Source organism: Nocardioides exalbidus, assembly GCF_900105585.1.
Taxonomy (GTDB): Bacteria; Actinomycetota; Actinomycetes; order Propionibacteriales; family Nocardioidaceae; genus Nocardioides; species Nocardioides exalbidus.
This window is the reverse complement of the sequence record NZ_FNRT01000002.1, coordinates 698,596-722,659: the sequence shown is the minus strand read 5'-3', so window position 1 is coordinate 722,659 and position 24,064 is coordinate 698,596. Positions and strand designations below refer to the sequence as shown.

At 72.1% G+C, this 24,064-nt stretch carries 25 protein-coding genes and 1 tRNA gene; 20 read left to right on the top strand and 6 right to left on the bottom strand.

The window, feature by feature from the left end:
• The first annotated feature begins 34 nt into the window (after positions 1-34).
• From BLV76_RS03840 to BLV76_RS03780, 13 genes are read left to right on the top strand one after another with little or no spacing between them, the layout of a single operon-like run.
• Complete coding sequence (locus BLV76_RS03840) at positions 35-1,600, top strand: ABC transporter substrate-binding protein (protein WP_090967946.1); 1,566 nt, start codon at positions 35-37, stop codon at positions 1,598-1,600.
• On the top strand, positions 1,597-2,664 hold the full coding sequence (locus BLV76_RS03835; RefSeq protein ID WP_217630253.1) for an ABC transporter permease: 1,068 nt from the start codon (positions 1,597-1,599) through the stop codon (positions 2,662-2,664). Before BLV76_RS03840 ends, BLV76_RS03835 begins: the two co-directional genes overlap by 4 nt.
• A complete protein-coding gene (locus tag BLV76_RS03830; RefSeq protein ID WP_090967945.1) occupies positions 2,661-3,563 on the top strand; it encodes an ABC transporter permease in 903 nt (300 codons plus the stop codon). The genes BLV76_RS03835 and BLV76_RS03830 overlap by 4 nt, the downstream gene beginning before the upstream one ends.
• A complete protein-coding gene (locus tag BLV76_RS03825) occupies positions 3,556-4,554 on the top strand; it encodes an ABC transporter ATP-binding protein (RefSeq protein WP_090967944.1) in 999 nt (332 codons plus the stop codon). Before BLV76_RS03830 ends, BLV76_RS03825 begins: the two co-directional genes overlap by 8 nt.
• On the top strand, positions 4,551-5,606 hold the full coding sequence (locus tag BLV76_RS03820; RefSeq protein ID WP_090967943.1) for an ABC transporter ATP-binding protein: 1,056 nt from the start codon (positions 4,551-4,553) through the stop codon (positions 5,604-5,606). Before BLV76_RS03825 ends, BLV76_RS03820 begins: the two co-directional genes overlap by 4 nt.
• Positions 5,606-6,727 (top strand): LLM class flavin-dependent oxidoreductase, encoded by a 1,122-nt coding sequence (locus BLV76_RS03815; RefSeq protein WP_090967942.1) that lies wholly within the window; start codon positions 5,606-5,608, stop codon positions 6,725-6,727. Before BLV76_RS03820 ends, BLV76_RS03815 begins: the two co-directional genes overlap by 1 nt.
• Before the next feature lie 33 nt (positions 6,728-6,760).
• Positions 6,761-7,927: an LLM class flavin-dependent oxidoreductase gene (locus BLV76_RS03810; protein WP_090967941.1), complete on the top strand. Its 1,167-nt coding sequence runs from the start codon at positions 6,761-6,763 to the stop codon at positions 7,925-7,927.
• The gene (locus BLV76_RS03805) at positions 7,917-9,095 is read left to right on the top strand and encodes a CaiB/BaiF CoA transferase family protein (protein ID WP_090967940.1); all 1,179 of its coding nucleotides are present in this window, start codon (positions 7,917-7,919) and stop codon (positions 9,093-9,095) included. The genes BLV76_RS03810 and BLV76_RS03805 overlap by 11 nt, the downstream gene beginning before the upstream one ends.
• Positions 9,092-9,733 carry an enoyl-CoA hydratase/isomerase family protein gene (locus BLV76_RS03800; RefSeq protein WP_139306461.1) on the top strand — a complete coding sequence of 214 codons (642 nt, stop codon included), beginning with the start codon at positions 9,092-9,094 and terminating at the stop codon, positions 9,731-9,733. Before BLV76_RS03805 ends, BLV76_RS03800 begins: the two co-directional genes overlap by 4 nt.
• Positions 9,730-10,311 carry a cysteine dioxygenase family protein gene (locus BLV76_RS03795; protein WP_090967938.1) on the top strand — a complete coding sequence of 194 codons (582 nt, stop codon included), beginning with the start codon at positions 9,730-9,732 and terminating at the stop codon, positions 10,309-10,311. Before BLV76_RS03800 ends, BLV76_RS03795 begins: the two co-directional genes overlap by 4 nt.
• 46 nt (positions 10,312-10,357) lie before the next feature.
• Positions 10,358-11,068, top strand: coding sequence for an alpha/beta hydrolase (locus BLV76_RS03790; RefSeq protein ID WP_090967937.1), 711 nt, complete (start codon positions 10,358-10,360; stop codon positions 11,066-11,068).
• Entirely contained in the window at positions 11,065-11,586 is a 522-nt protein-coding gene (locus BLV76_RS03785) for an NADPH-dependent FMN reductase (protein ID WP_090967936.1), read from the top strand. Before BLV76_RS03790 ends, BLV76_RS03785 begins: the two co-directional genes overlap by 4 nt.
• A gap of 14 nt (positions 11,587-11,600) precedes the next feature.
• Positions 11,601-12,107 carry a flavin reductase family protein gene (locus BLV76_RS03780; RefSeq protein WP_217630252.1) on the top strand — a complete coding sequence of 169 codons (507 nt, stop codon included), beginning with the start codon at positions 11,601-11,603 and terminating at the stop codon, positions 12,105-12,107.
• A 129-nt stretch (positions 12,108-12,236) separates the two neighbouring features.
• Here BLV76_RS03780 and BLV76_RS03775 read toward each other — a convergent pair.
• Together BLV76_RS03775 and BLV76_RS03770 are read right to left on the bottom strand one after the other, a co-directional pair.
• Positions 12,237-12,312: transfer RNA gene (locus tag BLV76_RS03775), tRNA-Arg, on the bottom strand.
• Between the two features lie 65 nt (positions 12,313-12,377).
• Positions 12,378-13,889: a SulP family inorganic anion transporter gene (locus BLV76_RS03770; protein ID WP_090967934.1), complete on the bottom strand. Its 1,512-nt coding sequence runs from the start codon at positions 13,887-13,889 to the stop codon at positions 12,378-12,380.
• A gap of 53 nt (positions 13,890-13,942) precedes the next feature.
• Here BLV76_RS03770 and BLV76_RS03765 point away from each other — a divergent pair, with 53 nt between their 5' ends.
• The 3 genes from BLV76_RS03765 to BLV76_RS03755 all read left to right on the top strand — a co-directional run bounded on the left by BLV76_RS03765 (position 13,943) and on the right by BLV76_RS03755 (position 15,949).
• The gene (locus tag BLV76_RS03765; protein ID WP_090967933.1) at positions 13,943-14,326 is read left to right on the top strand and encodes a MerR family transcriptional regulator; all 384 of its coding nucleotides are present in this window, start codon (positions 13,943-13,945) and stop codon (positions 14,324-14,326) included.
• Between the two features lie 121 nt (positions 14,327-14,447).
• Positions 14,448-15,752, top strand: a complete 1,305-nt coding sequence (locus BLV76_RS03760) for an LCP family protein (RefSeq protein WP_090967932.1) — start codon at positions 14,448-14,450, stop codon at positions 15,750-15,752.
• Positions 15,749-15,949 carry a hypothetical protein gene (locus BLV76_RS03755; RefSeq protein ID WP_090967931.1) on the top strand — a complete coding sequence of 67 codons (201 nt, stop codon included), beginning with the start codon at positions 15,749-15,751 and terminating at the stop codon, positions 15,947-15,949. Before BLV76_RS03760 ends, BLV76_RS03755 begins: the two co-directional genes overlap by 4 nt.
• 86 nt (positions 15,950-16,035) lie before the next feature.
• On the opposite strand, the gene BLV76_RS03750 is transcribed toward BLV76_RS03755, so the two are convergent.
• The 3 genes from BLV76_RS03750 to BLV76_RS03740 all read right to left on the bottom strand — a co-directional run bounded on the left by BLV76_RS03750 (position 16,036) and on the right by BLV76_RS03740 (position 17,487).
• Positions 16,036-16,389 carry an MscL family protein gene (locus BLV76_RS03750; RefSeq protein WP_090967930.1) on the bottom strand — a complete coding sequence of 118 codons (354 nt, stop codon included), beginning with the start codon at positions 16,387-16,389 and terminating at the stop codon, positions 16,036-16,038.
• 52 nt (positions 16,390-16,441) lie between these two features.
• Positions 16,442-17,074 (bottom strand): SAF domain-containing protein, encoded by a 633-nt coding sequence (locus BLV76_RS03745; protein WP_090967929.1) that lies wholly within the window; start codon positions 17,072-17,074, stop codon positions 16,442-16,444.
• Between the two features lie 74 nt (positions 17,075-17,148).
• Complete coding sequence (locus BLV76_RS03740) at positions 17,149-17,487, bottom strand: FmdB family zinc ribbon protein (protein WP_090967928.1); 339 nt, start codon at positions 17,485-17,487, stop codon at positions 17,149-17,151.
• A 102-nt stretch (positions 17,488-17,589) separates the two neighbouring features.
• Between BLV76_RS03740 and BLV76_RS03735 the strand changes: the two genes are divergently transcribed.
• Positions 17,590-20,214: a penicillin acylase family protein gene (locus tag BLV76_RS03735; RefSeq protein ID WP_090967927.1), complete on the top strand. Its 2,625-nt coding sequence runs from the start codon at positions 17,590-17,592 to the stop codon at positions 20,212-20,214.
• A 71-nt stretch (positions 20,215-20,285) separates the two neighbouring features.
• On the opposite strand, the gene BLV76_RS03730 is transcribed toward BLV76_RS03735, so the two are convergent.
• Positions 20,286-20,900: a 5-formyltetrahydrofolate cyclo-ligase gene (locus BLV76_RS03730; RefSeq protein ID WP_090967926.1), complete on the bottom strand. Its 615-nt coding sequence runs from the start codon at positions 20,898-20,900 to the stop codon at positions 20,286-20,288.
• Positions 20,901-20,922: 22 nt separating this feature from the next.
• On the opposite strand from BLV76_RS03730, the gene BLV76_RS03725 reads away from it, so the two are divergent.
• From BLV76_RS03725 to moaC, 3 genes are read left to right on the top strand one after another with little or no spacing between them, the layout of a single operon-like run.
• Positions 20,923-22,326 carry a UTP--glucose-1-phosphate uridylyltransferase gene (locus BLV76_RS03725; RefSeq protein WP_090967925.1) on the top strand — a complete coding sequence of 468 codons (1,404 nt, stop codon included), beginning with the start codon at positions 20,923-20,925 and terminating at the stop codon, positions 22,324-22,326.
• Positions 22,319-23,575 (top strand): molybdotransferase-like divisome protein Glp, encoded by a 1,257-nt coding sequence (gene glp / locus BLV76_RS03720; RefSeq protein ID WP_090967924.1) that lies wholly within the window; start codon positions 22,319-22,321, stop codon positions 23,573-23,575. The genes BLV76_RS03725 and glp overlap by 8 nt, the downstream gene beginning before the upstream one ends.
• A gap of 52 nt (positions 23,576-23,627) precedes the next feature.
• Positions 23,628-24,053: a cyclic pyranopterin monophosphate synthase MoaC gene (moaC, locus tag BLV76_RS03715; protein ID WP_217630436.1), complete on the top strand. Its 426-nt coding sequence runs from the start codon at positions 23,628-23,630 to the stop codon at positions 24,051-24,053.
• Positions 24,054-24,064 lie beyond the last annotated feature (11 nt).

The window sequence follows — 24,064 nt, the reverse complement described above, 5'->3', positions numbered from 1 at the left end:
TCGTACGACCCGAACCGAGAGGCACACGCCCACCATGACGCGCGCCAGCACCAACCCCGCCCTCAGCCCCGTCCTCACCCCGTCCCGCCGCGGTTTCCTCGGCCTGAGCCTCGCCGCCGGCCTCGTGCTCGGCCTCGAGGCCTGCGGCGGCACCTCCACCGTGGGCAGCAGCGGTGCCGCCGGCGGCACCGGCACCATCAAGTGGGCCTGGCAGCTGCCGACCACCTGGGACCCGGTGACGTCGTCCGCGGGCTCCGACGTGCAGATGCTCGCCCTCACCTACGACGCCATCACCGCCCTCGACGACCAGGGCAACGCCACCCCGTGGCTGGCCGAGAAGTGGGCCTACGACGACTCCGGCAAGGTGGTGACGTTCACCCTCCAGCCGGACCTGAAGTTCAGCGACGGCAGCCCGCTCGACGCCACCGCGGTCGCGAAGTCGATCGAGCGCGGTCGCACCCAGGACGGGTCGCTGATCGCGCCCCAGATGGCGACGATCAAGTCGGTGAAGGCGGACGGCGACCTCGACGTCGTCATCGAGCTGACCGAGGTCGACTACCAGTACCCGCTGCTCTTCGCCGGCAAGACCGGCATGGTCGTGAACCCGGCCGCCTTCGAGAAGGACGTCGACGCGCTGGCGACGCAGCCGGCCGGGTCGGGGCCGTTCACCCTGACGGCGTACGTCCAGAACGACCACGCGACGCTCAAGAAGAACCCGAACTTCTCCGCCGCCGACGAGATCAAGGTCGAGAACTTCGAGCTCTACCCGCAGCCCGACCCGTCGACCGCGGTCGCCGCGGCCCGCTCCGGCCAGTTCAACCTCGCCCGCCTCGGCGGCGCGCAGCTGCAGCAGGCCAAGGACGCCGGTCTCGACGTCCAGGTGATCAACACCATGTTCGTCAGCGTGCTCGACGTGAACGCGACCATGGCGCCCTTCGACGACCCGGCCGTCGTCGAGGCGATGAAGTACGCCATCGACCGCGAGAAGCTCAAGCAGGTCGCCGCCTTCGGCGTCGGCGACGTCAGCTACCAGCCCTTCCCGCCCGGCTACGTCGGCTACAACCCGGAGCTGGCGAGCATCTACGCCTACGACCCCGACAAGTCGCGCCAGATCCTCCAGGACGCCGGGCTCAAGACCCCGATCAAGGCGGTCTTCACCAGCAGCGGCCAGAGCGACGCGGCGGTCGAGCTGATCCAGGCGCAGCTGAAGGAGGTCGGCATCGAGGCGACGATCGACTCGATCCCGGCCACCCAGCACACGCAGCTGGTCTACCTCGAGCACTCCAAGGCGCTGGCCTACGACGGCTTCGCCGGGCGCGAGTCGCCGGTGCAGGCATTCCAGGTGCTCTTCGGCGCCGAGGGCCTGATGAACCCCGGCCGCACGACCAGCCCCGAGCTCGAGGCGCAGCTGGAGAAGGTCAAGAACACCCCGACCGACGACCCGGCCTACCCCGCCCTCCTCCAGGAGGCGACGAAGATCGCGGTCACCACCTTCCCGAACACCTTCCTCACGCTGGTGCCGGCCGTCATCGCCCGCAAGGGCGTCAGCGGGCTCCCGACCCGGCCGAGCCTGCGTCGCTTCGAAGGCGTCACGGCGTGAGCCTCACCGTCGCACCCGACACCGGCACGACCGCGCCCGACGCCCCGCCGCCCGCGCCCGGTCCGTCGACCGCGACCGAGGTCGTGCGCCCGCGCCGCGTCGTACCCCTGGTCCGTGCGGTCGCCGGCGGCCTCGCCGTCGCCGTCACGGTGCTGCTGCTCGCCTCGGTCATCGCCTTCGCGCTCGGCGCGCTCAGCGACAGCAACCCGGCCGCGGCCGTCCTCGGCGAGACCGCCACGCCCGAGGACATCGCCCGGATGAACCACGAGTTCGGCCTCGACCGCCCGTTGGTCGAGCAGTACGTCTCGTGGGTCGGCAGCGCCGTGCAGGGCGACCTCGGCCGCTCGTGGTTCACCACGATCCCGGTCGCCGACAGCATCAAGCAGGCGCTGCCGGTCGACCTGTCGATCGCGGCCCTCGCGCTGGTGCTCGCCATCCTCATCGGCGGCGGCTCCGGGATCGGTGCCGCGCTGAGCAACGGCGGCTTCTTCGACCGCGTGGTCACCCTCGTGTGCTCGGTGCTCGCCACCCTGCCGCCGTTCGTGATCGGCATGGCGCTGATCGTGATCTTCTCGGTCAAGCTGCAGCTGCTGCCCTCGGGCGGCTACGTGCCGATCGACCAGGACCCGGCGCAGTGGCTGCGCTTCTCGATCCTGCCGTCGCTCGCGCTCAGCCTCGACGTCGCCGCCTCGATCGCCCGCCAGCTCCGCACCTCGATGGTGACCGCGCTGGGGGAGAACTACGCGATCGGTGCGGAGATGCGCGGCTACGGCAGGTCACGGGTCCTCTTCGGACACGTGCTGCGCAACGCCGCCGCCCCGACCCTCGCCGTGATCGGCCTCGCGATCCCGCTCATCGTCGGCGGCGCCGTGATCACCGAGCGGCTCTTCGGCCTCCCGGGAGTCGCCCAGCTCGCCCTGCAGTCCGCCGAGCGGGGCGACGTACCGGTCGTCCTCGGCACGCTCCTGGTCACCGCCGTCGTGGTGGTCGTCGCGAGCTCGCTCGTGAACGTCCTGCAGAAGGCGCTCGACCCGACCGCCCGCCGAGAGGGGGCCCTGCGATGACCACGCTGCGCAACCTGTGGCGGATCCCGACGGCACGCTTCGCGATGGTCGTCCTGGCGGGCATCGCGTTCCTCACCGTCTTCGGTGGCGCGCTCGCCCCGCACGACCCGCTGCGGCAGTACACCGACCACGTGCTCGAGGGGCCGTCCGCCACCCACTGGCTCGGCACCGACTACGTCGGCCGCGACGTGCTCAGCCGGCTGATGTCGGGCACGCGGCTCTCGGTCGTGGGCGCCTTCGAGGCGGTCGTCATCGGTGCCGCCCTGGGCGTGCCGTCCGGCCTCGCGTCGGCCTGGCTCGGGCCGCGTCTCGAGTGGCTGTCGCTGCGCATCAGCGACACGCTCGTCATCCTCCCGTTCACCGTCTTCGCCATCGCCGTCGCCGGCACGCTCGGCAACGGCCTCCAGCAGGCGATGTTCGCGATCGGCGTGCTGATCAGCCCGATCTTCTACCGCGTGACCCGCGCGGTCGCCATGGGCATGCGCCGCCAGCAGTACGTCGAGGCGGCCGAGCTGATGGGCGCCACGGAGTGGTGGACGCTGCGCAAGCACATCTGGAGCAAGGTGCTGCCCAACGTGGCGGTCACCTCCGCCCAGGCCACCGGCTCGGCGCTGCTGGTCGTCGCGTCGCTGTCGTTCCTCGGGCTCGGCGTCTCGCCGCCGGCTCCCACGTGGGGCGGGATGCTCGCCTCCGACCTGGACTACCTCGCCCAGCAGCCGTGGGCGCCCGTCTTCCCGGGCCTGCTGATGATGGCGACGGTCGGCTCCCTCAACCTGCTCGCCGACGCGGTCCGCGAGGCGACCGGCGACGCACCCCGGCGGCGTACGCCGTCCCGTGCTGCTCGCGCTGCCACCCGCTCCGAGACCCGCGCCGCGCGGAAGGAGACCACCCATGCCTGACCAGACCTCCCGCCCGGGCAGCCCGGTCCTCGAGGTGAGCGACCTCCAGGTGTCGGTCGGCGACCACCTCGTCGCCGTGCACGACGTCTCGTTCACGATCGGCCGCGGCGAGTCCGTCGGCCTCGTGGGCGAGTCCGGCAGCGGCAAGACCCTCACCTGCCGCTCGGTGCTCGGCCTGCTGCCGAAGACCGGCGAGGTCGACCACGGCCGCATCGTGCTCGGCGGCACCGAGCTGACCGGCGCGAGCCGGCGCACGTGGAACGACGTCCGGGGCACCCGGCTCGGTGCGGTGTTCCAGGACTCGGCGTCGTACCTCAACCCGTCCCTGACCGTCGGCCACCAGCTCGCCGAGCAGCTGCGCGTGAAGCGCGGCCTCTCGCGGGCGGACGCGCACCACCGGGCCGTCGAGCTCTTCACCGAGGTCGGGCTGCACGACCCCGAGGGCGTCTTCCACCAGTACCCCCACCAGCTCTCCGGCGGCATGCAGCAGCGCGTGCTCATCGCCATCTCGGTCTCCTGCGAGCCCGAGCTGCTCATCGCCGACGAGGCGACCACCGCGCTCGACGTGGTGATCCAGGCCGAGATCCTCGACCTGCTCGGGAGGCTCCGCGAGAGCCACGGGCTGTCGCTCCTGCTGGTGACCCACGACCTCGCGGTCGTCGCCGAGACCTGCGAGCGGATCCTCGTGATGTACGGCGGCGAGATCGTCGAGAGCGGCACCACCGAGGAGGTGCTCGCCCGCCCGCGGCACCCCTACACGCAGGCGCTGATGGGCGTGGCCACGATCGGCACCTGGGAGCGGCGCTCGCTCGAGATCATCCCCGGCCAGCCGCCCTCGGTGGGGGAGCAGATGCCGGGCTGCCGGTTCGCCCCCCGCTGCCGCTTCGCCACCGATGCCTGCACCTCGGGACCGGTCCCGCTGGCCGACCTGGGCGAGGGCCGCGCCGCGCGCTGCGCCCGCATCGACGAGCTCGAAGGAGCGTTCGCATGACCGCCACCCGCGAACGCGCCGAGGCGCTCGACCACGCCGGGGCACGGGTGGTCCCGCTGCTGCGGGTCACCGACCTGTCGGTGTCCTACGCCCGGCCCCGCAAGGGCACGAACCTCGGCACCGGCGCGGCGCTCACCGACGCCAGCCTCCAGGTCCGTCCCGGCGAGATCGTCGGCATCATCGGTGAGACCGGCTCGGGCAAGACCACCCTCGCCCGGGCCACCGTGGGCCTCGTCCGCCCGCGGTCCGGCCGCATCGAGTTCGACGGCCAGGACATGGGCGCGCTGAAGGGACGAGCGCTGCGCGACTTCCGCCGATCCGGCCAGGTGCAGCTCGTCTTCCAGGACCCGCTGCGCTCCCTCGATCCCGACCTCACGGTCGCCGAGCTGGTCCGCGAGCCCCTCGACATCGCGGGCACCCTGTCGCGTGCCGAGCGGGACGAGCGGGTGGCCGAGTCGCTCCGCCTGGTCGGGCTGGAGCCGGAGTCGATGCTGCGACGCCGTCCCCGCCAGCTGTCCGGCGGCCAGCGGCAGCGCGTGTCGCTGGCCCGCGCCATCTCGACCCGCCCGCAGCTGCTCTTCTGCGACGAGCCCGTCTCCGCCCTCGACGTCTCCAACCGCAACCTGGTGCTCAGCCTGCTCGACCGGCTGCGCCGCGAGCTCGACCTCGCGGTCGTGATCATCGCCCACGACCTCAGCTCACTCGCGGGGATCGCCGACCGGGTGGCGGTCTTCTACCGGAGCCGCGTCGTCGAGCAGGGTCCGATCCAGGACGTCCTCGAGCGCCCCGCCCACCCCTACACGGGGCTGCTGACCGCCTTCGCCCCGAGCGTCACCCACGTCGACCGCCTGCGGCCCGACCAGCTCCGGCCGCCGGCCGGGGCGCGCGTGTGGACCTCGCCCGAGGCGTGCGTCTTCGCCAACCGCTGCCGCTTCGCCCACGACGCGTGCGCCACGCAGCCCCGTCCGGTCGCCCTGGCCGACGAGCGCGAGGCCGCGTGCCACGTCGCCGGCGAGTGGCGTGCCCAGATCACCGAGACCCAGGAGTCCTGATGACCATCGAGCTCATCGGCATCACCGCCACGCAGGAGACCAGCATCGCCCCGTCGGAGCACAACCGCGTCGACGGGATCTCGGCCCAGACCGAGGCCGGCGTCCCGGTCGGGCCGACCGTCAACCCGGCGTACGCCGCCCGGCTGGCGCAGGCGCACGAGGCCGCGGGCTTCGACCGGGTGCTCATCGCGCACTCCTCGGCGACACCCGACGGCTTCCTGGTGGCGTCCCACGTCCTCCAGTCGACGGACCGCCTCGGCGTGCTGCTCGCCCACCGCCCGGGCTTCCTCGCCCCCACCCTGGCTGCCCGCGCCTACGCCACCCTCGACGCCTTCCACCCCGGCCGGGTCGCGATGCACGTCATCACCGGCGGCGACGACGTCGACCAGGCTCGCGACGGCGACTTCTCCGACAAGACCACGCGCTACCGCCGCACCGACGACTTCCTCACGGTCCTGCGCCGCGAGTGGGAGTCGGAGGAGCCGTTCGACCACGAGGGCGAGTTCTACCGGGTGGAGGGCGCCTGGTCGGCCGTCCGCCCCGCGCCCGGCGGCATCCCGGTCTACTTCGGCGGCGCGTCCGAGGACGCCATCCGGGTCGGCGGCAAGCACGCCGACGCGTACGCCTTCTGGGGCGAGCCGCTCGACGGCATCCGCGAGCGCATCGAGCAGGTCCGCGCCGCCGCGGCGCCCTACGGCCGTGACCCGCGGTTCAGCGTCAGCCTGCGCCCGATCGTCGCCGACACCGAGGCCGAGGCCTGGGCGCGCGCCGAGCAGATCCTCGCCGCGACCCAGGAGCGCTGGGGCACCACCCGGCGGACCTTCGGCCTCGACGGCCGCAACGCCGTCGGGTCGCAGCGCCTGCTGGACGCCGCCGACAAGGGCGACGTCCACGACAAGCGGCTGTGGACCGCGCTGGCGAAGGTCACCGGCGCGACCGGCAACTCGACCGCCCTCGTCGGCACGCAGGAGCAGGTCGCCGACGCGCTGCTCGACTACGTCGCCCTCGGCGTCACCACCCTGCTCATCCGCGGCTTCGACCCCCTGGCCGACGCGACGTCGTACGCCCCCGTCATCGACCTGGTCCGCGCCGGCGCCGACCGGCGCCTCGCCCTCGTCTGAGAACGTCCGCGACCCCCGAGAGAAGGAACCACCATGACCACCTCGCCCACCCCCTCGCCCACCCCCGCGCCCACCCCCGCGCCCTACGACTCCGTCGAGATCCTCGGCATGATCGGCACCGCCGACTCCTCCGAGATCCGCCGCTCGTCCGGTCCCGTCGTCGACCCCGACTACACCGCGCGCTTCGCCCAGGCCCACGAGGACGGCGGCTTCGACCGCGTGCTCATCGGCTACGGCTCCGGCTGGTCCGAGGGCACCCAGGTGGCCGCGTACGCCGCCTCCCGCACCGAGCGCCTCGGCCTGCTCGTCGCGCACCGCCCCGGCGTCGTGCACCCGACCCTGGCCTCGCGCACCTTCGCCACCCTCGACCACTTCTCGAAGGGCCGTGTCGCGCTCAACATCGTCACGGGCGGCAACGACACCGAGCAGCGCCGCGAGGGCGACTACCTGCCGCACGACGAGCGCTACGCGCGCACCGACGAGTACCTCCAGGTCCTGCGCCAGTCGTGGGACACGACGGGCCCGCGCGACTTCCAGGGCAGCTACTACCGCTTCGAGGGCTTCGACCCGCAGGTCCACCCCTTCGAGGACCGCCACCTCGAGCTGTTCTTCGGGGGCAGCTCCCCGGCGGCCTACACCGTGGGCGCCAAGCGGGCCGACACCTACATGCTCTGGGGCGAGCCGCTCGCCGAGACCGGCGAGCAGATCGCCACGGTCGCACGCGAGGCGGCGGCAGCCGGACGTCCGGCGGCGCCGCGCATCTCGGTCTCCTTCCGCCCGATCCTCGGGCGGACCGACGAGGAGGCGTGGGAGCGCGCGCACGGCATCCTCGACACGATCAACGGTGTCGTCGGCCAGGCGTTCAAGGAGAAGGTCGGGCGGATCCACCCGCAGGGCCAGGGCCCGCAGAACGCGGGCTCGCAGCGGCTGCTCGCGGTGGCCGAGAAGGGCGACGTGCACGATCGCTGCCTCTGGACGCCGACCACGACGGCCGTCGGCGGTGGCGGCAACTCCACCGCGCTGGTCGGTTCGCCCGAGACGGTCGCGGCGGCGATCCTCGACTACGTCGAGATCGGCGTGAACACCGTGCTCATCCGCGGCTACGACCCGCTGCAGGACGCCGTCGACTACGGCCGCGACCTGCTGCCGCTCGTCCGCCAGGAGCTCGCCCACCGCGCCGGGACCGCCCGTGCCTCCTGAGGACCACCGTCTCCCGCTGAGCGGCGTCCGCGTCGTCGAGCTCGCGCACGTCGCAGCCGGCCCGTTCGCGGGGATGCTGCTGGCCGACCTCGGTGCCGACGTCGTCAAGGTGGAGCCGCCGACCGGCGACCAGATGCGGGCGTGGCCGCCGTTCGCGCGCGACGACGACGGATCGGCGTTCAGCCACAACTTCGCCTCGGTCAACCGCAACAAGCGCAGCATCACCGCCGACCTCAAGGACCCCGACCAGCTCGCGGAGGTGCGCGCGCTCATCGCCGCCGCCGACGTGGTGGTCGAGAACTACCGGCCGGGCGTGCTCGACCGCCTCGGCATCGGCTACGACGAGGTGTCCGCCGGGCACCGCGGCCTGGTCTACGCGTCGATCTCGGGCTACGGGCTGAGCAGCCCCTACGTCAACGACGGCGCCTACGACGTCGTGATCCAGGGCATGTCCGGCCTGATGAGCGTGACCGGCGAGCCCGACGGCAACCCGGTGAAGTCGGGCGTGCCGGTCGGTGACTTCACCGCGGGCCTCTACGCGGCCTACACGATCGCCGCGATGCTGCCGCAGGTCCGCGAGTCCGGCGCGTCGGTGCGGCTCGACGTCCCGATGCTCGACTGCCTCATCGGCGTCTCGGCCCTCCAGACGAGCGAGTACTGGGGATCGGGCCGCGAGCCGCAGCGCCTCGGCACGGCCCACCCGCGCAACGCGCCGTACCAGGGCTTCTCCGCGGCCGACGGCGACCTGACGATCGCCGCCGGCAACGACAAGCTCTGGGCCGCCGTCGCCGAGGTCGTCGGGCTGCCGCACCTCGTCCACGACCCGCGGTTCGTCACCCAGGGCGACCGGGTGGCGAACCAGCTGGAGCTCGCCGGGCTCCTCGGCGAGCAGCTCGCGCAGGAGAAGCGCCAGCACTGGCTCACCGAGCTGCGGGCACGCGGCGTGCCCTGCGGACCGGTCAACACGTTCGGCGAGGCCCTGGCCGACCCGCACGTCGAGGCGACCGGGCTCGTGGCCAGCGTGGACGTCCCGGTCGCGGGGGAGACGCCGACCGTCGTCTACCCGGTGCGGATCTCCGGCCTCGCGCCGCGGCTCGAGCGCGGAGCGCCCCGGCTCGGTGCGCACCCCGACGTCGTGCAGGAGTGGACAGAGGAGTGGACGGCATGAGCGTCATCGTCGACCGCGGCCCGGTCTGGACAGTCACCCTCGACCGGCCCACCCGTGCCAACGCACTGTCCGTCGAGCTCGTCGACGCGCTGCACGCGGTGCTCGACGAGGTCGAGGGTGCGCGACCCGAGGCGCTCGTGCTGCGCGGCAACGCCCGCCACTTCGCCGCCGGCTTCGACCTCGGCGGCCTGGTGGACGAGACCGACGCGACGCTGGCCCTGCGCTTCCTGAGGATCGCCGACCTGCTCGAACGGCTCATCGCCGCGCCGTGCACCACGGTCGCGGTGGTCGAGGGTGCCGCGGTCGGCGCCGGGGCCGACGTCGTGCTGGCGTGCGACCACCGGCTCGTCGACCCGGCCGTGACGCTCCGGTTCCCGGGCTCCGCCTTCGGCGTCGCGCTCGGGGTGGTCCGGCGCGCCGAGCTGGGTGAGGCCTGGGCCACCGGCGTGCCGGGCGACCTCGCCTCGGTGCTCGCCGCCGCGCGACCCGCCCGCCCCCACCACGACAGCGACGCCGAGGTGAGCGCCCTCGCCCGCTCGGTGAGCGCACCCGGGCTCCACGCCCGCATCACGGCGTACGCCGACCAGACCATGAAGGCCGCCCAGGCCAGGAACGCCAGGAAGAAGGAGTCCGCATGACCGCGCAGCAGGAGATCGTCCCGGTCCGCAGCGAGGTGCCCGCGATCGCGGACCTCGCCCGGACCGTCGAGGACCTCATCAGCCAGGGGCTCGACGAGCAGGCACTGACCGCCGCCGTCCGCACCGAGCTCGAGCGCGCCCTCGCCGAGGGCTTCGAGCTGCCCGCGGAGCAGGTGGCCCCCGACCCGGTGCGCTACGTGATGTACCCCTTGCACGTCGCCGCCGACGGCAGCTTCTCCATCGCCAGCGCGGTGTGGGACGTCGGCCAGGGCACGCCCGTCCACGGCCACGAGACCTGGGGCGTCGTCGGGATCTACTCCGGCGTCGAGGTCGAGACGCGCTACGAGAAGCCGAGCGTGCCCGACGTCCCGCTGGTGGGCCAGGGCACCGACGAGTGGGGTGCGGGCCAGGTGACCGTCTGCTGCACGACCGACGACGACGTGCACCAGGTCCGCTGCGGCGGCGACCAGCCCGTTGTCGGCATCCACGTCTACGGCGCGGACATCGGCACCCTCCCGCGCCGCAGCTACGACCCCGAGACCGGTGCCGTGCACTGGTTCACCTCGCGCTGGGCCTGAGCCCGCGCGACCTGCCTGACCTGTCGATCCGAGAAGGAGACCGATCATGACTGTCACTGCCTGGGACGAGCCCGCCGGCGCGACGCCGCGCGGCACGCTCGTCGTCCTGCCCGGACGCGGCGAGACCGACGCGTTTTACGCCCGCTTCGGCAAGCGCCTGTCCGCCGACGCCTACAAGGTGCGCGTGGTGGCCGTCGACCTCGACGACCTGACCGCCACGCGGGTGCGCGTCGAGAAGCTGCTCGCCGACGAGTCGCTGCCCTCGCCGAAGGTCCTCGTCGGCGCCGACACCGGAGCCACGCTGGCGGCCACCCTCGTGGGGGAGGTGGCCGCCGACGCGGCGGTGATCGCGGGCGTCGCGCTCCCGGGCTCGACCGCCGACGGCTCGTGGGAGGACCAGGTCGAGGCCCGGACCGCCTGTCCGGTGCACCGCTCCGTCCTCGACGCCGACGTGCTCCTCGACCGCGAGGCGCTCGACCGCCCGCTGCCGTGGACCACCGTCGAGCTGTCCGCGCCCGACAAGCCGGTGCTCGTCGTCCACGGGACCGCCGACCGGATCACGCCTGCGGCCGACGCGATCGCGTCGTACGTCGACGCCGCCGACGCGCGCGTGTGGCTGGTCGAGGGCGGTCGGCACGACATCCTCAACGACGTGTCGCACCGCTCCGTGGCGGCCACGATCGTGCTGTTCCTCGAGTCCCTGAAGCTCGGTGCGGGGCTGCCCCCGGTGCTGGTCCCCGCGGGAGCCGTCCGATGAGCGTCATCGCGGTCGTCGTCGGCAACCCGAAGCCGGGCAGCCGCACGCTCTCCGCGGCGACCTACGTGGCGACCGAGCTGGGCGGAGCCGAGCCCGACCTCGTCGTCGACCTCGCCACGCTGGGCCCGGCGATCCTCGACTGGGCCGACGCGGGTGTCGCCGACCTGGTGAAGCAGGTGGGAGCGGCCGACCTCGTCGTCGTCGCGAGCCCCACCTACAAGGCCGCCTACACCGGGCTGCTCAAGCTCTTCCTCGACCGGTTCGCCGGTGGCACCGGGCTCTCCGGCCTGGCCGTGCCCCTCATGCTCGGGGGCAGCCCCGCCCACTCGCTCGCGCCGGAGACGACGCTCCGGCCCGTGCTGACGGAGATCGGCGGGACGGTCCCCGGCCGGGCGCTCTACGTCGTCGACGCCCAGCACGACGACCCGGCGGCGTACGCCGACTGGCTCGCGGCCACCCGGCCGCTGGTCTCCACCTTCCTCGCCTCGACGTCCCCCACCACGAACGGAACCCCGTGACTGCCGTGCCCACCGTGAGCACCCACCTCACCACCAACCAGGACCTCGACCCGCGGCTGCTGCGCGACGCGTTCGGCACCTTCCCGAGCGGGGTCGTGGCCCTCGCGGCCGAGATCGACGGCCAGCCGGTCGGGCTCGCGGCGAGCTCGTTCACCTCGGTCAGCCTCGACCCGCCACTGGTCTCGGTCAGCCTCGCGACGTCGTCGAAGACGTGGCCCGACCTGCGTCGCTCCTCGCACCTGGGCGTGACGGTCCTGGCCGACCACCACGCCGAGGTGTGCCGGGCGCTGGCCGGTCCGGTCGAGCACCGCTTCGACGCGATCGCGTGGTCGACCACCACCGAGGGCGCGGTCACGCTCGACGACGGGCTCGCGAGCTTCGACTGCACGATCTACCGCGAGGTCGAGGCCGGCGACCACGTGGTCGTCCTGCTCGAGCTCCACGCCGTGCACCGCGCCGAGGACAACGCCCACCCGCTCGTCTTCCACCGCAGCGGCTTCGGCACGCTCCGCACGCTGTAGGCAGGGGCTGCCGGATCCGGACCTGCCGAACGACCTCGAGAACTGCGGCCGTACGACACCCGCCACCTGGGCGGACGTGTCGTCCGGCCGCAGTTCTTCGACGTGTGGCGGTGGTGCAACGGGTCCTGCTGGTGCCCCAGGCAAGAGTCGAACTTGCGACCTTTCGCTTAGGAGGCGGCTGCTCTATCCACTGAGCTACTGGGGCGTGCCGTGCGCGCACGGCGGAGAGCATCCTGCCACGACGACGTACGCCGGCGAACTCGATGCGGCTCAGAGCGACTGCAGAGACCCGCTCAGCCGCTGGTGGCGCTCGGCGCTGGAGGCGTTGAGGCCGACGATCTCGACGGTCGCGCCGCGGCGGGCGTACTTGGTGGTGATCGCGTCGAGCGCGGCGACCGAGGAGGCGTCCCACACGTGCGACGCGGACAGGTCGACGACGACGTGCGGGGGGTCCTCGGCGTACGCGAACTGGGTGTAGAGGTCGTTGCTCGAGGCGAAGAAGAGCTGGCCGGTGACGCGGTAGACCGCGGAGGCGGTGCCGTCGGCGGCCTCGACGAGCTCACGGTGCACCTCGGTCAGGTGGGCGACGCGGCGGGCGAACAGCGTCATCGCGACGAGCACGCCGACCCCGACGCCGATGGCGAGGTTGTGGGTGAGGACCGTGACGACGACGGTGGCGACCATGACGGCCGTCTCCGACCTCGGCATCCGACGCAGGGTGCTCGGTCGGACCGAGTGCCAGTCGAACGTGCCGACGGACACCATCACCATGACCGCGACGAGCGCGGCCATCGGGATGAGCGCCACGGCATCGCCGAAGCCGACGACCAGGACCAGCAGGAAGACGCCGGCGAGGAAGGTCGAGATCCGGGTCCGGGCACCGGAGGCCTTCACGTTGATCATCGTCTGGCCGATCATCGCGCAGCCGCCCATCCCGCCGAAGAAGCCGGTGACGAGGTTCGCGGCGCCCTGGCCCCAGGCCTCACGCGTCTTGTCGGAGCGGGTGTCGGTGATGTCGTCGACGAGCTTGGCGGTGAGCAGCGACTCGAGCAGGCCGACCAGCGCCATCGCGACGGCGTAGGGCCCGATGATCTTCAACGTGTCGAGCGTCCACGGGACGTCAGGGAGGAAGAGCGTCGGCAGGCTGTCGGGCAGCCGGCCCTCGTCGCCGACGTCGGGCAGACCGAGGCCGGCGAGGAGCGCGAAGCCGGTGAGCGCGACGATCGCGACGAGCGGGGACGGTACGACGGTGGTGATCCGCGGCAGGCCGACGATCAGGGCGATGCCGACGGCGACCATCGGGTAGACCGCCCACGGCACGTCGACGAGGTGGGGCACCTGGGCCACGAAGATGAGGATGGCGAGGGCGTTGACGAAGCCGACCATCACCTGGCGCGGGATGAACCGCATCAGCCGCGCCACGCCGAGCACGGCGAGGACGACCTGGATCGCGCCGCCGAGCAGGACGGTGGCGACCAGGTGGTCGATGCCGTGCTCTCGCATCACCGGGGCGATGACCAGGGCGATGGCTCCGGTCGCGGCGGAGATCATCGCGGGGCGACCGCCGAGGAAGGAGATGGTGACGGCCATCGTGAAGGAGGCGAAGAGCCCGACGCGCGGGTCGACGCCCGCGATGATCGAGAAGGAGATGGCCTCGGGGATCAGCGCGAGCGCGACGACGAGCCCGGCGAGGACCTCCGTGCGGAGCAGCTTCGGCGAGCGGAGCGCGGAGCGGACGGAGGGCTCGGCCGGCGGGCTCGTAGGGTCTGCGGTGTCAGGCACGTGGCGGAAACCTACCCTCACGTAAGGGTAGGGTTGAAATCGGAGGGGCGGTCATGGGCGAGGTCATGCAGATCGGCGAGGTCGCGACCCGCACCGAGCTGTCCCTGCGCAGCCTGCGGCACTGGGAGGAGGTCGGGCTCCTCAAGCCGTCCGGACGGACCGAGGGCGGGTTCCGGCTCTACACCGAGGCCGACGTCGACAAGATCCTCGTCATCCGCCGGATGAAGCCGCTCGGCTTCAGCATCGACGAGATGAAGGCCGTGATGTCCGACCTCGAGGTGCTCGACGACCCGGCCACCGACGCCGCCGGGCGAGCGGCGTCGCGCGAGCGCCTCGTGGCGGTCGAGTCGGACGCCGAAGAGCGTCGGGCGAGGCTCGCTCGCCAGCTCGAGATGGCTGACGAGTTCATCGGGCTGCTCTCCGCGCGACGCACCTGATCAGGCCTTTTCCGCAGCCTGCGACGGGTGGCTCGGTGGTGTCGCGGACACTGTGATCTTGCGCTCGTGAAGTAAGTTCAGTGCGGTCAGCACTGCCCGTCCCTGTCGAAGGTGAGCCCCCGTGTCCGATGAGTCGCGCCCGGAGCCGCCCGACGGCGCCCTCGACACGGCACCCAAACGACGGGGCAAGGCCAAGCGCAAGCACACGGTCGGACGGGTCGTCCTGATCAGCGCGCTCGTGCTCGCACTCATCACGGGCCTCAGCACGGTCTACTTCATCCGCCACCTCAACGGCAACATCGAGGGCGTCTCCACCGACGCGCTCGACGAGGATGCGCGGCCCCAGGAGGTCTACACCGGCAACGGCGAGCCGCTCGACATCCTGGTGATGGGCTCCGACTCGCGCGACTGCGACGGCTGCGGCATCGACCAGGAGGGCGGCGGCGGGTCCGACACCACGATCCTGGTGCACCTGTCCGCCGACCGCAGCCGGGCGTACGCCGTCTCCATCCCGCGCGACTCGATCGTGAACCGTCCCGAGGACGGGTGCGACTCCCCGGCGGTGACGGACGTGATCTGGAACGCCGCCTACAGCGTGGGCGGCCCGCTGTGCACGATGCGCCAGCTCGAGGAGAACACCGGCATCCGCGTCGAGCACTTCATCGTGGTCGACTTCGCCAGCTTCGGCTCGATGGTCGACGCGGTCGGCGGTGTGCCGGTCTGCGTGCCCGAGGACATCAAGGACCCGAAGCACAGCATCTTCGTGCCCAAGGGCAACCCGTCCGTGCTGACCGGCGACGAGGCCCTCGACTACGTGCGCGCCCGCTACGTCGGTGACCTGATCCAGCAGAACGACATCTCCCGCATCCGCCGCCAGCAGGAGTTCATCGGCGCCCTCGTGCGCGAGGTGCTCTCCGCCGGCACCCTGACCCGCCTCGACAAGGTGGTGCGGTTCCTCGACGCGGCGACCAAGTCGCTCACCACCGACGACGAGTTCGCCAACGTCACCCGGCTCGGCAAGGTCGCCATGCAGCTTCAGGGCATCGGCCTCGACAAGATCAAGTTCGTCACGCTGCCGACGGCCTACTACCCGCGCGACTCCGACTTCTGGGGCCGCGTCTACTGGACGGACCAGGCGACGCAGATCTGGAAGCTCATCGCGGAGGACAAGGAGCTCCCGGCCAAGCTGATCGGCGGCACCTCCGTCAGCGCCGAGGGCCCGCCCGGATCGTCGGAGTCGCCGAGCGCCGGGGGTTCCTCGACCGGCACGCCCGAGACGTCCACCGGCACGCCGACCGGGACGCCCACGGAGACCCCGACCGAGACGCCGACCGAGACGCCGACCGAGACCGGGACGCCCACCTCGCCGACCACGCCCACGGAGACCACGGATCCCGAGGACAAGATCTACGGCGTCTGCGCATGAGCGACCGCTCCGACGAGCAGGGTGCTCCGGAGCAGGAGCCCGAGGTCGAACCCCAGTGGAAGCGGCGCCGGCGCCTGGCCGCGGTCTTCGGCGACAGCACGCACGAGCAGACCTCCGACGACACCGACGCCCGCGAGGACCGCTCCGGCAAGGGTGATGCGTGGTACCGCGAGCAGGTGCCGCCGCACCACGGCTGAGCGCCTCGCCCCGGACATGACGAACGGCCCGCCTCCCTCCCGGGGCGGGCCGTTCGTGCGTGTGGAGCCTGGGTCGTACGACGCCCTCAGGCGGTGGGGCGCTGCGCCTTGAGCAGGTCGCGGATCTCCTCCAGGAGTGCGATGTCCGCCGGGGTGCCCTCCGGCTTGTCGGGGAAGAAGCGCTCCTTGGCCTTCGTGTAAGGCGTGATCACGAAGAAGTAGACGATCGCGGCGAGGATGAGGAACGAGATCACCGCGTTGAGGAAGGCGCCGAAGCTCTGGGGCGCGGTGCCGAAGACATCGGAGGTCGTGTCGGGCAGGAGTCCGGTGAGCCATTCGGTGAAGGTCGTGGTCACTGCTGCGAACGAGAGGGCCATGATCAGACCGGTGGCGATCTCGATCAAGTTGCCCTTGAGGATGAAGTTCCTGAAACCAGTCATGGTGCTCCCTCTTGCTAGGCCCCGAGAGGCCGACTGAGTGAATGGCAGAACGCTATCGCTCCCACGACACGGTCAGGAACTGTGACAGCGCCGCGGACGTGATCTCCACGGCTTCCTGGGCAGACGCACCGACCACGACGAGGGCGCCGCCGGAGCCGCCGGCCGGCCCCTCGGGCACGTCGCCGGGCGTGGCGAGGACGGTCACGTCGCGCGCGACGGTGGTGGCGGTGCCGGTCCCCGGATCGGTGGCGAGCAGGTCGACCACGTCGCCCGGCCTGAGGAGCGTCGCCATCCCGGCGTCGGGCAGCCGGACCGGCAGGACCGTGTCGCCGGGCTGGGCCTCGGCCAGTCCCGGGCCCACCACCCGGGCGTCGGTCAGCACCTCGCCCCGCCCGATCGGGGCAGCCAGGACGCGACCGACCGCCTCGCTGGCCGCTCCGGAGGGAGCGAGGTCGGCGGGGTAGTCGCGCCGGACGAGGTCGCGGTCGCCGAGCCGGGTGCCCGACGGGAGGTCACGAGCAGCGACCAGCACGGCCACGGTGTCGGGTGGCGGCGGCGCGACCGCACGGATGGCGGCGAGGGCCGCGATCCCGGTCAGGCAGGCGGCGACCAGCCGGCGACGGCGCCGCAGCTGGTGACGTACGGCCCGCAGCCGGCGTCGGGTCGGTGGGAGTCCCGGGAGCATCCGACGACGCTAGGCCGGACGGGCCTCGTGCCGCTCGGGCTCTCCACAGGGGCCCACCCGCAGGCGGTGGGCCGTCAGTCGGAGGAGGACGACGACGAGGACGACGAGGACGACGAGGTGGAGCTGCTGGTGGACGTCGACGACGAGGAGGAGCCGGACGAGTCGGAGCCCGTGCCGCTGGAGGAGGAGTCCGAGCTCTTCGTGCTCGACGACGCGGTGTCGGAGGACGAGGAGGTCGAGCGGGAGTCGGTGCGGTAGAAGCCCGAGCCCTTGAAGACCACGCCGACGGCGTTGAAGACCTTGCGCAGCTTGCCGTCGCACACGGGGCAGACGGTCAGCGCGTCGTCGCTGAAGCTCTGGAACTGCTCGAACGCGTGCCCACACTCGGTGCAGGCGTACTGGTAGGTGGGCATGTGGGTCCTTCGAGAGCGACAGGGAGGGACTCTGCCGGGGCCGGCGCGACGCGCTGGCACTCAGGCGGATCGACTGCCAATGGTACGGCACAATGCCCAGTGATGAGCGAGACGTCTGCCCCCGAGACCGACACCCCGCTGCCGCGGATCAACTGGTGGCAGACCTTCCGGCGCGCGCCCCGCGCCGTGCGCTGGACCGCGTGGACCGCCCTCGGGCTGGTGATCCTGCTGCTGGTGCTCGCGGCGGCTGCCGTGGTCGTCGTGCGCCGTCCGCTGCCGCAGACGTCCGGCGAGGTGGAGGTGCCCGGCATCACCGGGCCGGTCGAGGTGATCAGGGACGCCCACGGCATCCCGCAGGTCTACGCCGACACCGACGCCGACCTGATGTTCGCCCAGGGCTGGGTCCACGCCTCCGAGCGGTTCTTCGAGATGGACTTCCGCCGCCACGTCACGGCCGGCCGGCTCTCGGAGATGTTCGGCGACACCACGCTCGAGACCGACAAGATGATCCGCACGATGGGCTGGCGCCGGGTCGCCGAGCAGGAGTGGGCGCTCCTGCAGCCCGCCACGCGCGACGCGCTGATGTCGTACGCCGACGGGGTCAACGCCTACATCGCCGAGCGCTCGCCCTCGGAGCTGTCGGCGGAGTACGCCGTGCTCGGGCTGACCGGCCTCGACTACACGCCCGAGGAGTGGGACCCCATCGACTCCCTCGCCTGGCTCAAGGCGATGGCGTGGGACCTGCGCGGCAACATGGACGCCGAGGTCGACCGGGTGCTGCTCTCCCTCGACCACACCGACGCCGAGATCGCCCAGCTCTGGCCCGACTACCCCTACGACGAGCACCCGCCGATCGTCTCGGGCGGGGGCGTGGTCGACGGCGTCTTCGAGCAGAACGCGACGTCCAACGGGACGCGCAACCCGCGGCGACCGGCGTACCCCCAGGGCGTCGTCGAGGCGCTCGAGCGCGTGCAGGAGAGCGTCGAGGCGATGCCCGACCTGCTCGGCAAGGGCCGCGGGCTCGGCAGCAACTCGTGGGTCGTCGACGGCGAGCACAGCTCCACCGGCATGCCGATCCTGGCCAACGACCCGCACCTCGGCGTCAGCCAGCCGGGCATCTGGATGCAGATGGGCCTGCACTGCCGCGAGGTGTCCGACGACTGCACCCTCGACACCGCGGGCTTCACCTTCTCCGGCGTGCCCGGCGTGATCATCGGCCACAACGCCGACATCGCCTGGGGCTTCACCAACCTCGGCCCGGACGTCACCGACCTCTTCCTGGAGAAGACCGAGGGCGACGACCGCTACGTCCGCGACGACACCACCGAGCCGATGCAGGTGCGCACCGAGACGATCGAGGTGCGCGGGCAGGACGATGTGTCGCTGCGGGTCCGCGAGACCGTGCACGGGCCGCTCATCAGCGACGTGTCGTCGGAGTTCGCGACCGTCGGTGCCAACGCGCCCGCCGACGACGACGGCGACCGGGGGAGCGGGTACGCCGTCGCGCTGGCGTGGACCGCGCTCGATCCGGCCCCGACCGCCGACGCCATCCTCGAGCTCAATCGCGCGAGCGACTGGGACTCGTTCCGCGACGCGGCCGCCGACTTCTCGGTGCCGTCGCAGAACCTGGTCTACGCCGACCGCGACGGCCACATCGGCTACCAGGCGCCCGGGCGGGTGCCGATCCGCGGCGGCGGCAACGACGGCACGCTGCCGGTCGAGGGCTGGAACAGCGCCAACGACTGGACGGGCGAGGACATCCCGTTCGACGGCCTGCCCAGCGTCCTCGACCCGGAGGAGGGGTTCATCGCGACCGCCAACCAGGCGGTCATCGACGAGCGCTACCCCTACCTGCTCACCAAGGACTGGGACTACGGCTACCGCTCGACGCGGATCCGCGACGTGCTGACCGAGGAGGGTGAGCTGTCGGTGGCCGAGATGTCGGCGCTGCAGCTCGACACGACCAACCCCATGGCCGAGACCCTGGTGCCCTACCTGCTCGACCTCGACGTCCCGGGCGGCTACTACCGCAACGCCCAGGACCTGCTGCGCGACTGGGACTTCACCTCACCGGCCGACAGCGCGCCCGCGGCGTACTTCAACGTGGTGTGGCGCAACCTGCTCGACCTCACCTTCCACGACGAGCTGCGTCAGCGCACCTGGCCCGACGGCGGGGACCGGTGGTTCCTGGTCGTCGGCCGGATGCTGACCGAGCCCGCCGGGCCGTGGTGGGACGACGCCGGGACCGACGAGGTCGAGACCCGCGACGACATCCTGCGCCAGGCGCTGCTCGACGCCCGCGACGAGCTCACCCGCCGCCAGGCGCGCGACCCGCAGCTGTGGGAGTGGGGCCGGCTGCACCGGATGAACCTCCACAACGCGACCCTCGGCGAGTCGGGCGTCGGGCTCGTCGAGCGGCTCTTCAACCGCGACGGCTGGAAGGTCGGCGGCGGCTCCTCGATCGTGGACGCGACCTCGTGGAACGCCGTCGACGGCTACGACGTCACCGCCGCGCCGTCGATGCGGATGGTCATCTCGATGGCCGACTTCGACGACTCGCGCTGGATCAACCTCACCGGGGTCTCCGGCCACCCGGCGTCCTCGCACTACTCCGACCAGACCGAGCTCTACGTCGACGGCGAGACGCTCGCCTGGCCGTTCAGCCGCGACGCGGTCCTCGCCTCGGCCGAGGACACCCTCGTGCTGACGCCGCTCGTCGCCGAGTAGCGGCGGCGGTCACCGGATATCCGGTGACCACCCCGCTTGTCGGCCCAGATCTCGGCCGACAAGCGGGAGTCTCACCGGATATCCGGTGACTCCCGCAGAGGTACGACGCCGCCCGCCGTCAGCGCGAAGTCGACCGGCAGGTCGTGGGGCTCGGTGGGCACGACGACCCCGACCTCGTCGTCGTACAGCACCACGGCGACGGGGGTCCCGGGCGTGATCCGGGTGAGCGCGCGGTCGTAGGACCCGCCGCCCTGGCCCATCCGCTCGCCGGTCGAGGAGACGGCGAGCCCGGGGACGAGCACCATGTCGGCAGTTCGGATCGCGTCGAGGCCGAGTCGCGCTCCGCTCGGCTCGTAGAGACCGCGAGCTGCCTTCATGATGCTGTCAGGACCGGTGTAGACACCCCAGTCGAGGTCGTTGTCGGGCATGAGGACCGGCAGCAGCACCCGCTTGCCGGCGGCGACCAGCGCGTCGAGCAGGAGGCCGGTGCCGGGCTCGCTGCCGACGGAGACGTAGGCAGCCACGGTCGCGGCCCGTCGTACCTCCGACCACTCCGTCGCGACCTCCGCGACGGAGGCCGCGAAACCGGCCGCGGCCTCGAGCGGGCGGCGCTTGCGGGCAGCGCGCAGCTGGTCGCGCAGGGCGTCCTTGGTGACCGTGCTAACACCGGGATGTGGCGAGTCCACCCCAGCAGCCTACGATCGAAGCATGGGAAGCAAGGGCAATGCCCAGGGCCTCGCCCTGGCGCGCGAGAAGATGCGTGCGGCCGGGGTGGACGAGGTCGCGATCGACACCTTCGCGCACTACTACCGGCTCCTCGAGCACGGTGAGACCGGCATGATCGCCGAGGACACCATCGACCCGCTCGACATGGAGGCGCTGGCCGACGTCGAGGTGCCCCACGACGTCGCCGCCGACGCGATCCGCAAGACCGCCGTCATCAAGCTCAACGGCGGCCTCGGCACGAGCATGGGCATGGAGCGCGCGAAGTCGCTGCTCTGCGTGCGCCGCGGGCTCAGCTTCCTCGACATCATCGCCCGGCAGGTGCTCCACCTCCGCCAGGAGTACGACGCGACGCTGCCGCTGCTGTTCATGAACTCCTTCCGCACCTCGGCCGACACGATGGCCGCGCTCGAGCGCTACGACGCGCTGCCCGTCGACGGCCTGCCGCTGGAGTTCCTACAGAACAAGGAGCCCAAGCTCCTCGAGGCCGACCTGATGCCGGCCGCCTACCCCAAGGCCCCCGACCTCGAGTGGTGCCCGCCCGGCCACGGTGACCTCTACACCGCGCTGAGGGGCACCGGCCTGCTCGCCCGGCTGGTCGACCAGGGCTTCCGCTACGTCTTCGTCTCCAACTCCGACAACCTCGGTGCGGTGCCCGATGCGCGGGTCGCCGGCTGGTTCGCCCAGAGCGGCGCGCCGTTCGCGATCGAGGCGGTCCGGCGCACGCCGTCGGACCGCAAGGGCGGGCACTTCGCGCGCCGCAAGTCCGACGGCCGCATCGTGCTGCGCGAGTCCGCCCAGACGCTCGAGGCGGACAAGGAGGCGCTGGCCGACCTGAGCCGCCACAAGTTCTGCTCGACCAACAACCTCTGGTTCGACCTCCAGGCGATGTCCGACGCGCTGGACGCGCGCGGCGGGATCCTCGGCCTGCCGCTGATCCGCAACGTGAAGAACCTCGACCCGGCGGACGCCTCGACCCCGAAGGTGATCCAGGTCGAGACCGCGATGGGCGCCGCGATCGAGGTCTTCGAGGGCGCGCGCACGATCGAGGTCGGCCGCGACCGGTTCGTCCCGGTGAAGACCACCGACGACCTGCTGGTGCTGCGCTCCGACGTCTACGACATCGGCAAGGACTTCGTGCTCGACCAGACCGGCGACGAGGTTCCCTACGTCTCGCTGGACGGTGAGTTCTACAAGCTGGTCGGCGACTTCGACAAGCGGTTCCCCGAAGGTGCCCCGTCCCTGCGCGAGGCCGACTCGTTCACCGTCGAGGGCGACTGGACCTTCGGCCACGGCGTGAAGGTCGTCGGCGAGGTCACCCTCAACGCGAGCTCCGCCCAGCGCGTCGAGGGCGGCACGATCCTCGACGAGCAGGAGCAGCATGGCTGAGCCCGACTTCCCGCCGGCGCAGCCCGGGCTGCTCCCCGTCGGGGACTACCTCGACCGCATCCTCGCCACGATCTCCCCGCTGCCGGCCTTCCCGCAGCCGCTGATGGAGGCGCTCGGCCTGGCGCTCGCCGAGGACGTCGTCGCCCCGATCTCCCTGCCGAGCTTCGACAACTCCGCGATGGACGGCTACGCCGTGGTCACCGAGGACGTCGCGGGCGCCACCGAGGACGACCCGGTCGTGCTGCCGGTCGTCGGTGAGATCGGCGCCGGCCAGTCCTCGATCCTCGCGCTGTCGCCCGGCAGCGCCGTGAAGATCATGACCGGTGCGCCCGTGCCGGCCGGCGCCACCGCGATCGTCCCCTACGAGTGGACCGACCGCGGCGTGGCGCAGGTCCGCATCGCGCAGGCACCCAGCGCCGGCCAGCACATCCGTCCGCTCGGCGACGACATCGCCGAGGGCGACATGCTGCTCGAGGAGGGCACGGTCCTCGGCCCGCGCCACCTCGGCATGCTCGCCGCGGTCGGCCGCGCGACCGTGCGGACCCGTCCCCGGCCGCGCGTCGTCGTCATCTCCACCGGCTCCGAGCTCCGCGACCCCGGCACCCCGCTGGGCCACGACTCGATCTATGACGGCAACTCCTACCTCCTGGCCGCGGCAGCCCGCGCCGCCGGTGCCATCGCGTACCGCGTCGGCATCGTCCCCGACGAGACGCACGCCTTCACCGAGGCCCTGAGCGACCAGCTGGTCCGCGCCGACCTGGTCGTCACCAGCGGTGGCGTCAGCGAGGGCGACTTCGACGTCGTCAAGGAGTCACTGTCCCAGCACGGCACCATGTGGTTCGGCGGCGTCGGCATGCAGCCCGGCAAGCCGCAGGGCTTCGGCACGGTCGGCGACGACGCCACCCCGGTCTTCACGTTGCCCGGCAACCCGGTCTCGTCCTACGTCTCCTTCGAGACCTTCGTGCTGCCCGCGATCCGCCGGATGATGGGCAAGCTGCCCTACGTCCGCCCGACCAGCCGCGCGCGCCTCACCCACGGCCTCTCCTCGCCCGACGGCAAGGTGCAGATGGTGCGTGGGCTCTACGACTCCGACCGCGGCGGCACGTTCGTGTCCCCGGTCGGCGGCCACGGCTCGCACCTGATAGGCGACCTCGCCACTGCCAACTGCCTCATCGAGGTGCCGGCCGACACGACCGCGATCGCGGCCGGCGAGATGGTGGCGATCCGCAAGCTGGACGAGGAGTTCTGACGTGACCCCGGGGGATCGCCTGACGCACGTCGACGCGAGCGGTGCCGCCCGGATGGTCGACGTGGGCGACAAGGCAGTCACGGCGCGTACGGCGTCCGCGTCCGGCCGCGTGCTCGTCAGCCCCGCGGTGGTCGAGCTGCTCCGCGGCGAGGGCGTGCCGAAGGGTGACGCGCTCGCGGTGGCCCGCATCGCCGGGATCATGGGCGCCAAGCAGACGCCGGCGCTGATCCCGCTGTGCCACCCGCTGGCCATCTCCGGCGTGACCGTCGACCTCGAGGTCACCGACGAGTCGGTCGACATCACCGCGACCGTCCGCACGACCGACCGCACCGGCGTCGAGATGGAGGCGCTGACCGCCGTCTCGGTCGCCGCGCTCGCCGTCGTCGACATGGTCAAGGCCGTCGACAAGGCCGCGGTCATCACCGACATCCGGGTCGAGACCAAGACCGGCGGCAAGAGCGGCCCATGGACGAGGTGACACTGTGGTCG

What these genes read in the sequence shown, in the direction of transcription:
- BLV76_RS03810 (WP_090967941.1), top strand. Translation starts at nt 6,761, where the DNA reads ATGACCACCTCGCCCACCCCCTCGCCCACCCCCGCGCCCACCCCCGCG.
- glp (WP_090967924.1), top strand. Translation starts at nt 22,319, where the DNA reads ATGGCTGAGCCCGACTTCCCGCCGGCGCAGCCCGGGCTGCTCCCCGTC.
- BLV76_RS03785 (WP_090967936.1), top strand. Translation starts at nt 11,065, where the DNA reads ATGAGCGTCATCGCGGTCGTCGTCGGCAACCCGAAGCCGGGCAGCCGC.
- BLV76_RS03750 (WP_090967930.1), bottom strand. Translation starts at nt 16,389, where the DNA reads ATGACTGGTTTCAGGAACTTCATCCTCAAGGGCAACTTGATCGAGATC.
- BLV76_RS03825 (WP_090967944.1), top strand. Translation starts at nt 3,556, where the DNA reads ATGCCTGACCAGACCTCCCGCCCGGGCAGCCCGGTCCTCGAGGTGAGC.
- BLV76_RS03840 (WP_090967946.1), top strand. Translation starts at nt 35, where the DNA reads ATGACGCGCGCCAGCACCAACCCCGCCCTCAGCCCCGTCCTCACCCCG.
- BLV76_RS03740 (WP_090967928.1), bottom strand. Translation starts at nt 17,487, where the DNA reads ATGCCCACCTACCAGTACGCCTGCACCGAGTGTGGGCACGCGTTCGAG.
- BLV76_RS03815 (WP_090967942.1), top strand. Translation starts at nt 5,606, where the DNA reads ATGACCATCGAGCTCATCGGCATCACCGCCACGCAGGAGACCAGCATC.
- BLV76_RS03795 (WP_090967938.1), top strand. Translation starts at nt 9,730, where the DNA reads ATGACCGCGCAGCAGGAGATCGTCCCGGTCCGCAGCGAGGTGCCCGCG.
- moaC (WP_217630436.1), top strand. Translation starts at nt 23,628, where the DNA reads ATGGTCGACGTGGGCGACAAGGCAGTCACGGCGCGTACGGCGTCCGCG.
- BLV76_RS03800 (WP_139306461.1), top strand. Translation starts at nt 9,092, where the DNA reads ATGAGCGTCATCGTCGACCGCGGCCCGGTCTGGACAGTCACCCTCGAC.
- BLV76_RS03820 (WP_090967943.1), top strand. Translation starts at nt 4,551, where the DNA reads ATGACCGCCACCCGCGAACGCGCCGAGGCGCTCGACCACGCCGGGGCA.
- BLV76_RS03725 (WP_090967925.1), top strand. Translation starts at nt 20,923, where the DNA reads ATGGGAAGCAAGGGCAATGCCCAGGGCCTCGCCCTGGCGCGCGAGAAG.
- BLV76_RS03830 (WP_090967945.1), top strand. Translation starts at nt 2,661, where the DNA reads ATGACCACGCTGCGCAACCTGTGGCGGATCCCGACGGCACGCTTCGCG.
- BLV76_RS03790 (WP_090967937.1), top strand. Translation starts at nt 10,358, where the DNA reads ATGACTGTCACTGCCTGGGACGAGCCCGCCGGCGCGACGCCGCGCGGC.
- BLV76_RS03735 (WP_090967927.1), top strand. Translation starts at nt 17,590, where the DNA reads ATGAGCGAGACGTCTGCCCCCGAGACCGACACCCCGCTGCCGCGGATC.
- BLV76_RS03745 (WP_090967929.1), bottom strand. Translation starts at nt 17,074, where the DNA reads ATGCTCCCGGGACTCCCACCGACCCGACGCCGGCTGCGGGCCGTACGT.
- BLV76_RS03755 (WP_090967931.1), top strand. Translation starts at nt 15,749, where the DNA reads ATGAGCGACCGCTCCGACGAGCAGGGTGCTCCGGAGCAGGAGCCCGAG.
- BLV76_RS03765 (WP_090967933.1), top strand. Translation starts at nt 13,943, where the DNA reads ATGGGCGAGGTCATGCAGATCGGCGAGGTCGCGACCCGCACCGAGCTG.